Origin of the sequence: Actinoplanes sp. NPDC048791, from assembly GCF_040650095.1 — a bacterium.
Lineage (GTDB): Bacteria > Actinomycetota > Actinomycetes > Mycobacteriales > Micromonosporaceae > Actinoplanes.
Genome location: NZ_JBEZGQ010000033.1, coordinates 13,535 through 20,506 on the forward strand (window position 1 = coordinate 13,535; position 6,972 = coordinate 20,506).

The window sequence follows — 6,972 nt, forward strand, 5'->3', positions numbered from 1 at the left end:
GCCTCTAGCGATGTTCCGAGCGGCCCGTACCCCAAACCGACACAGGTGGTCAGGTAGAGAATACCGAGGCGACGGGCGAACTGTGGTTAAGGAACTCGGCAAATTGCCCCCGTAACTTAGGGAGAAGGGGGGCCGGACGCGTGAAGCCCCTTGCGGGTGGAGCGTGGTATGGCCGCAGAGAGCAGGGGGAAGCGACTGTTTACTAAAAACACAGGTCCATGCCAAGTCGTAAGACGATGTATATGGACTGACGCCTGCCCGGTGCTGGAACGTTAAGGGGACCTGTTAGCCTTTCGGGGCGAGGCGGAGAACTTAAGCGCCAGTAAACGGCGGTGGTAACTATAACCATCCTAAGGTAGCGAAATTCCTTGTCGGGTAAGTTCCGACCTGCACGAATGGCGTAACGACTTCCCCACTGTCTCAACCACAGGCCCGGCGAAATTGCAGTACGAGTAAAGATGCTCGTTACGCGCGGCAGGACGGAAAGACCCCGGGACCTTTACTATAGCTTGACATTGGTATCCGAATGTAATTGTGTAGGATAGGTGGGAGCCTGTGAAGTCCGGACGCCAGTTCGGGTGGAGGCAATCTTGAAATACCACTCTGTTGGATTTGGGTATCTAACTTGCGGCCCTGATCGGGTCGAGGGACAGTGTCTGGTGGGTAGTTTAACTGGGGCGGTTGCCTCCTAAAAGGTAACGGAGGCGCCCAAAGGTTCCCTCAGCCTGGTTGGCAATCAGGTGTTGAGTGTAAGTACACAAGGGAGCTTGACTGTGAGACTGACAGGTCGAGCAGGGACGAAAGTCGGGACTAGTGATCCGGCACTTGCGAGTGGAAGCGGTGTCGCTCAACGGATAAAAGGTACCCCGGGGATAACAGGCTGATCTTCCCCAAGAGTCCATATCGACGGGATGGTTTGGCACCTCGATGTCGGCTCGTCGCATCCTGGGGCTGTAGCAGGTCCCAAGGGTTGGGCTGTTCGCCCATTAAAGCGGTACGCGAGCTGGGTTTAGAACGTCGTGAGACAGTTCGGTCCCTATCCGCCGTGCGCGTTGGATACTTGAGAAGGGCTGTCCCTAGTACGAGAGGACCGGGACGGACGAACCTCTGGTGTGCCAGTTGTCCCGCCAGGGGCACGGCTGGTTGGCTACGTTCGGAAGGGATAACCGCTGAAAGCATCTAAGCGGGAAGCTCGCTTCGAGATGAGGTATCCCACCACCTTGAGTGGGTAAGGCTCCCAGCTAGACGACTGGGTTGATAGGCCGGAGATGTAAGCCTAGTAATAGGTTCAGTCGACCGGTACTAATAGGCCGAGGGCTTAACTACACCAAACTTGATGTTCGACCGCGTCCACTGTGTGATTCACAGCAAACAACCACCCCGGCCCAGGGGAAACCGGAAGGGTTTCGTCTGGGGTGCAGGGAGTGTTGTGTCGCTGATAGCTGTTTCGGTGGTTATAGCGGAGGGGAAACGCCCGGTCTCATTCCGAACCCGGAAGCTAAGCCCTCCAGCGCCGATGGTACTGCACTCGGGAGGGTGTGGGAGAGTAGGACGCCGCCGGACTTAACGTTGGGAAAGGCTCACACCAGTGATGGTGTGGGCCTTTTCTATATCCATGGAGCTCCACCCCAGACCCGGGGTGGGCTCCTTTTCGTGATCTATGGAGCTCACCCCCTGGCCGGGGTGGGCTCTTTCGTGATCCATGGAGCTCACCCCTGGCCGGGGTGAGCTCCTTTTGCGTTTTAGGGGCTTTCCGGCCGACGCCGGCCAGCCTGTGGTTGGTGTTGGCCTGGGCTGCGGCAGTCCGGGAGTGTGATTTGGCCGCAGTCCGGGCTTAGGGCCCAGGAGTAGGTGACTATGCATGGTGGCGAATCTGTGACGGTGTAGCGGCCGCAGGCGCATGCCTAGGCCGGGTAGAGCTGCTGCAGCTGGATGGTCTGGCTCTCGACGAGCGGGGTGGCTTTGCCGTTTGCGTTCACGCTCGTGCCGACGGAGGCAGAGAGGGCGGCCGTCACTGTGTAGCGGAGGTGTGTGTGCGGTCGACCGCGATCATCGTCGGTAGGAGGGCCAGCCCGGCTGCGGGTCGGGTTGTCTGACCCGTTGCGTAGCGAGAGGTGGCGTGATGGAGTCTGGCGGCGTGGTCGTGTAGTCGACGGAGGCGGTGGGTAATAGGTGAACGTGATTGTCCGGGTGGGAGCGTTCGCCGTGGCCGTGAGTCTGCTGGCCGGCTGTTCCGCGGCTGACGGTGGCGGACGGGACTACAACCCGGCCCATCAGCCTCGTTATGTCGTGCCTGACGAGTCCGACGGGGTTCCCGGTCCGGTGGCCACGTGGCCCGGGTCAGGCACCGGTCTCGGGTTGCCCGGCATCGGACAGGCCGCACCCAGCGAACCCGACCATGTCGTTCGCGGCGGTGCCGTCTCCGTTGTCAAGAACAAGCCGGCGTCCTTCTCGCTCGTGAACGCTGCTGATGTCGTACGGGTGACGGTCGGGGATCTTGGTCCTGATCTTTTTGAGGTCTCCACCCCGGCGGAGTCCAAGGTGGTCCCCAAGGTCGAGGTTGACGGGCCTGCCGTTGTCGCGGGGTTGCGGGACACCGGGCTCACCGGTCCGGCGCTGGTCACCGTGGTGCTCAGCGACGACGTGCGCTGGAGTGTGCGGCTGGCCGGCGGTGCCAGCGACCAGGCCGTTGACCTCAAGGGCGGACCCGGGGGCGATGTCGACTTCGCCGCCGGCACCAGCCGGGCCGAGGTGTGGTTGCCCGCGGCCAGCGGCACTCAGCGGGTGGTTCTCGGCGGTGGCGCCAGCCAGCTGGTCGTCAACCTCACCGGGGCGGCGCCTGTGCGGGTTGCCGCGAAGAACGGGGCCGGCGAGGTCACGGTGGACGGGCAGACCAAGTCCGGGGTGCCCGGGGGTGCGGTGTACACCGCACCTGGCTGGGACGCCGCGGCTGACCGCTTCGACATCGATGCCACCAGTGGCGTCTCCTCGGTGACCGTCGCCCGCAGCTGACCCGACCGCCGTCGCGGGGAGGGCATTTTGTCGCTGAATGCCGACCCGACTGCCGGGCCGGGAGCGCGATCCGTCGTCGAGAGCCGTCCTGATCGTCGGCGCGGGAAGCGGGAATTTTACCCGGACGGCTGACCCGATCGTCGGCGTGGGAAGCGGGATTTCTACTCGGACGGCTGACCCGATCGTCGGCGTAGGTGGGTGATGGTCAGCCGACTGCGGGCTGTCCGATTGCCCGGAAACGTTGCCGCGGTACACCTGCGGCGGTCAGCTGGGTCGCCACTTCGGCGGACAGGTTCTCCATGAAGACGACGACCTGGTGGTCGTCCGCCAGGTCGCAGAGTGCCGCCAAGGTTCCCAGGTTGATCGGATCTACGTCCGGTACGTCGCCCAGGTCGACGATCAGGCGCGGCGGGCGAACCTTGCGGACCGTGTGCACCAGGATCTGGCGGAACGGCACCGCGCAGTCCGTCCCCATCGGGCCGTGGGGCTGGACCACCACGCTTCCGTCCGCGTCCGTCCGGACGTCGACCGCGGAGTTCGACATCGGTCTGCCTTCCGTCACCCAGCGTTCGCCGGGCGGTCAGCGTATGACGGTTCTCGCGGCCCGTCGACCGGCTGTTTGTGCCAATCCACGAGCGGCGACGACAAGCCGGACGAGGGCCCGAAGCGGGCGATGCGCGAGAAGTGGGCGCGGGCGGGAAGTGAGCGCGGGGCGAGATGCGAGCGCGGGGCGAGAAGTGGGCGCGGGCGAGATGCGAGCGCGGGGCGAGAGGAGCGCGGGGGCGAGAAGAGCGCGGAGCGAGAAGAGCGCGAGCCGCGAGCCGCGAGGAAGGAAGTAGCAAGGAGGAAGGACGAAGGAGAAGGGGGCCAGAGAAGTAAAGGCAGCGGCGAACGAACGAAGCGGTGGAGGGCGGGTGGAGGTAGCGGCGAAGAAAGACGCGGGGAAAGGACGGAAGGAAGGAAGCCGAGGAGGAAGGAGGCGGGGAGGAAGGGGAGAGGAGGAGGAAGAGAGGAGGAAGGCGGCTACGGCAGGTCCGGGTCGCCGACTACCTTGCCGGGGTTGAAGAGGTTCTGGGGGTCCAGGGTCTGCTTCACCGCCTGCATCATCGCCAGCGCCGGCCCCTCCAGCTCCTGCCGCATCCCGCGCCGCTTCAGCAGACCGACCCCGTGCTCGCCGGTTACCGTGCCGCCCAGCCTGATCGCCGCGGCCAGGATCTCCTCGAATGCCGCCTGCGCAGCCTCCCGCGCCACCTCGTCCCCGACCGGCGTCCGGATCAGCGGGTGCAGATTACCGTCCCCCGCGTGCGCGATCGTGGCGATAGCCACCCCGTGCCGCGCCGCGCTTTCCTCGATCGACGCGAGCATCGTCGGCACCGCCGACCGAGGCACGCAGACGTCTTCGGTCAGCACCGGGCCCAGCCGTTCCATCGCCGGATAGGCCAGCCGCCGCGCGGCGAACAATGCCTCCGCCTCAAATTCGTCGGTCGACTGTTCGGCCCATTGCGCGCCCGCGTCCCGAAAGACCTGGGCCAGCGCGTCCGCTTCGGACTGGCCCGATTCCCCTGGCGTGTCGATCTGTGCCAGCAGCAACGCCTCAGCCGTCGCGGACAGACCCAGGTGCTTCCATTCCTCCACCGCCTGCAGGCACGCCCGGTCCAGCAGCTCCAGCGCTGTGGGCAGCAGACCCATCCGCGTGGTCGCGGCCACCGCGTCGCCGGCGGCGACGATGCTGTCGAAAGCCCCGACCACGGTACGGGGCGCAGCAGCGCGAGCCGGCCGCAGCCGCAACGTGACCTCGGTGACGATCCCCAGCGTCCCCTCGGCCCCGACGAACAGGCTGACCAGGTCGTAGCCGGCCACACCCTTCGTCGTGCGGTGGCCGAGGCGCACCGCCGTACCGTATGCGCCGGCCGGGCCGCCCACGACGGCCTGCAGGCCGAGCACGTAGTCGCGGGTCACGCCGTATTTCAGGCAGCACAGGCCGCCGGCGTTCGTGGCCACGTTGCCGCCGATCGTCGACCAGGGTGCGCTGGCCGGGTCCGGTGGATACCAGAGGCCGTGCGCCGCGACGGCCGCCTTCAGGTCGTCGTTGACGACGCCGGGCTGGACCACCGCGATCATGTTGTCCGGGTCGATCTCCAGGATCTTGTTCATCCTGGTCAGGTCGAGGATCAGGCTGCCGTCGACCGCGTTCGCGCCGCCGGACAGACCTGTGCCGGCTCCGCGCGCGATCACCGGGATGCCGCGGGCCGCGCAGGCCGCGACGATGGCGCTCACCTCTTCCGTGCTGCGGGCGCGGATCGCGCCGACCGGCCGGCCGGCCGGGGCCCACTCGGCGTCGTCGTGGCTGAGGGAGTCGAGGACGTCGGGGTCGACGATCAGGTCCAGCTCCGGCAGGTCCGTGGCCAGCGAGCCGGTCATGCCAGGCCGGCCAGGAACTTGAGTAGTGCCTCGTTGACCAGGTCGGGTTGGTCGATGTTGGCCGCGTGGCTGCTGTTCTCGAGGATCAGGGCGGCCGCGCGTGAGTTCGTCTCGGCCGCGGCGGTGGCGTGCTCGCACGGCCACAGCTGGCTGTCGCGGCCGGCGATGAACAAGCTCGGCACCGCGACCCGGGCCACCACGTCACGCCAGTCCTGCTCAGCATGATCCTGCAGCAGGGGCCAGGTCTCCGGGGCGCGGGCGTCGCTCATCTGCGGCACCCGGCCCAGCGCCTCGATCAGCCGGCCCAGCCGCTGCACCGACTCGGCGACCGGCCGGCCGCGGCCGGTGTCCGGCACGCCGTCCTCGAAGAACGTGCCGAGGTTGTGCCGGGTCAGGCCGTAGAAGCCGTACGGCCACACCTCGTCGTTGACCATCTTGGGGGTCTGGTCGATGGTGACGATGCCGCGCAGCCGGTCGGCGCCGAACAGGTCGTAGTAGGCCCAGATCGCGCTGGCGCCCATCGAGCCGCCGACCAGGACGACCTGGTCCAGGCCGGTGGCGTCGAGGAAGTCGCGGATGTCCTTGCCGTGCCGCGCCATCCGCTGGCCGTACGCCGGATTGTCCGAACCGCCGTGCGACCGGCGGTCCAGGCCGAGTACCCGGTGGCCGGCGCCGAGCAGGGCCCGGCGCTGCAGCTCCCAGGTCTCGGCCGACGCGGTGAAGCCGGCGATGAGCACGACCGGCTGCCCACCGCCCTCGTCGGTGTAGTGCAGGTTGACCCCGTCGCTGGTGGCGATCGTCGACATGCCTCGACACTACGGCGGGCTCACGGCACGCGCTGGAGGAACTGCCCGGGGGTCAGTGCCCGGGCGGTGATCCGGACGTCGCCGAGCCAGCCGTAGAAGCCCTGGCCGTAGCGCAGGTCGAAGGACGTCGCGCCGAGCACGAAGGGGCGGCCCAGGGTGGCGATGCCGTGCGACGCCTCGCTCGGGTTGCGCAGGATCTTCGAGCTGTCGATCCACACGGTCGTCCGGCGGCCGTCGTTCACCACCGCCACGTGCATCCACCGGCCCACCGGCACGGCGTGGCTCCATGACGTCGGGTCGGCGTCGCGGTCGGCCGGATAGACCACGTACTGCAGGAAGCGTTCGGGGGACACGTTGAGGCTGCAGGTCGGCTCCAGCGGTGACCAACCGCTGTGCTTGCCGGCGTCGCCGCTGCGGCCTTCCCAGCTGAGGATGCCCATCCAGGCGTGGTCGCCGACGAACGGGTCGGGCAGCTTCAGGAACGCCTCGATCGTGTAGCCGCCCGTGAAGGTCATGCCGTTCAACGCGGCGTCCGGGGCGGTGTGCAGGATCGCGCCGCGGTCGGGGCCCTTGCCGCCGTCGAAGCGGAGGCTGGCGTGGGCGGGCTGGGCCGGGTGGTGCTCGGCGGAGACCGTCAGGACGTCGGGGCCGCCGTTCGCCAGTCGCCGTACAGTGAGGTCGTTGCCTTTGCCGGTCAGGTCCCGGACCGTGGCGCCGTCGGCGACCGACTGCC

The 6,972-nt window shown here is 67.2% G+C and carries 5 protein-coding genes and 2 rRNA genes (1 of these 7 running past the window's edge); 3 read left to right on the top strand and 4 right to left on the bottom strand.

All coding sequences use genetic code 11. The features are described from left to right. The 3 genes from AB0C29_RS04955 to AB0C29_RS04965 all read left to right on the top strand — a co-directional run. Nucleotides 1–1,326 (top strand): 23S ribosomal RNA (locus AB0C29_RS04955); it begins 1,786 nt to the left of the window's first position. 120 nt (nucleotides 1,327–1,446) lie between these two features. Further along, nucleotides 1,447–1,563, top strand: a 5S ribosomal RNA gene (gene rrf / locus AB0C29_RS04960). A 609-nt stretch (nucleotides 1,564–2,172) separates the two neighbouring features. Continuing rightward, entirely contained in the window at nucleotides 2,173–3,012 is an 840-nt protein-coding gene (locus AB0C29_RS04965; protein ID WP_360815254.1) for a hypothetical protein, read from the top strand. 205 nt (nucleotides 3,013–3,217) lie between these two features. On the opposite strand, the gene AB0C29_RS04970 is transcribed toward AB0C29_RS04965, so the two are convergent. The 4 genes from AB0C29_RS04970 to AB0C29_RS04985 form a co-directional block, all read right to left on the bottom strand. Beyond that, nucleotides 3,218–3,556 (bottom strand): STAS domain-containing protein, encoded by a 339-nt coding sequence (locus tag AB0C29_RS04970; protein WP_360815256.1) that lies wholly within the window; start codon nucleotides 3,554–3,556, stop codon nucleotides 3,218–3,220. A gap of 479 nt (nucleotides 3,557–4,035) precedes the next feature. Then, nucleotides 4,036–5,433, bottom strand: coding sequence for an FAD-linked oxidase C-terminal domain-containing protein (locus AB0C29_RS04975; RefSeq protein WP_360815259.1), 1,398 nt, complete (start codon nucleotides 5,431–5,433; stop codon nucleotides 4,036–4,038). Beyond that, nucleotides 5,430–6,239, bottom strand: a complete 810-nt coding sequence (locus AB0C29_RS04980) for an alpha/beta hydrolase (protein WP_360815262.1) — start codon at nucleotides 6,237–6,239, stop codon at nucleotides 5,430–5,432. Before AB0C29_RS04980 ends, AB0C29_RS04975 begins: the two co-directional genes overlap by 4 nt. A 20-nt stretch (nucleotides 6,240–6,259) precedes the next feature. Continuing rightward, nucleotides 6,260–6,972, bottom strand: a 713-nt coding sequence (locus tag AB0C29_RS04985) for a LamG-like jellyroll fold domain-containing protein (protein WP_360815265.1), incomplete at its 5' end; no start/stop codon positions are given.

What these genes read in the sequence shown, in the direction of transcription:
- AB0C29_RS04970 (WP_360815256.1), bottom strand. Translation starts at nt 3,556, where the DNA reads ATGTCGAACTCCGCGGTCGACGTCCGGACGGACGCGGACGGAAGCGTG.
- AB0C29_RS04980 (WP_360815262.1), bottom strand. Translation starts at nt 6,239, where the DNA reads ATGTCGACGATCGCCACCAGCGACGGGGTCAACCTGCACTACACCGAC.
- AB0C29_RS04975 (WP_360815259.1), bottom strand. Translation starts at nt 5,433, where the DNA reads ATGACCGGCTCGCTGGCCACGGACCTGCCGGAGCTGGACCTGATCGTC.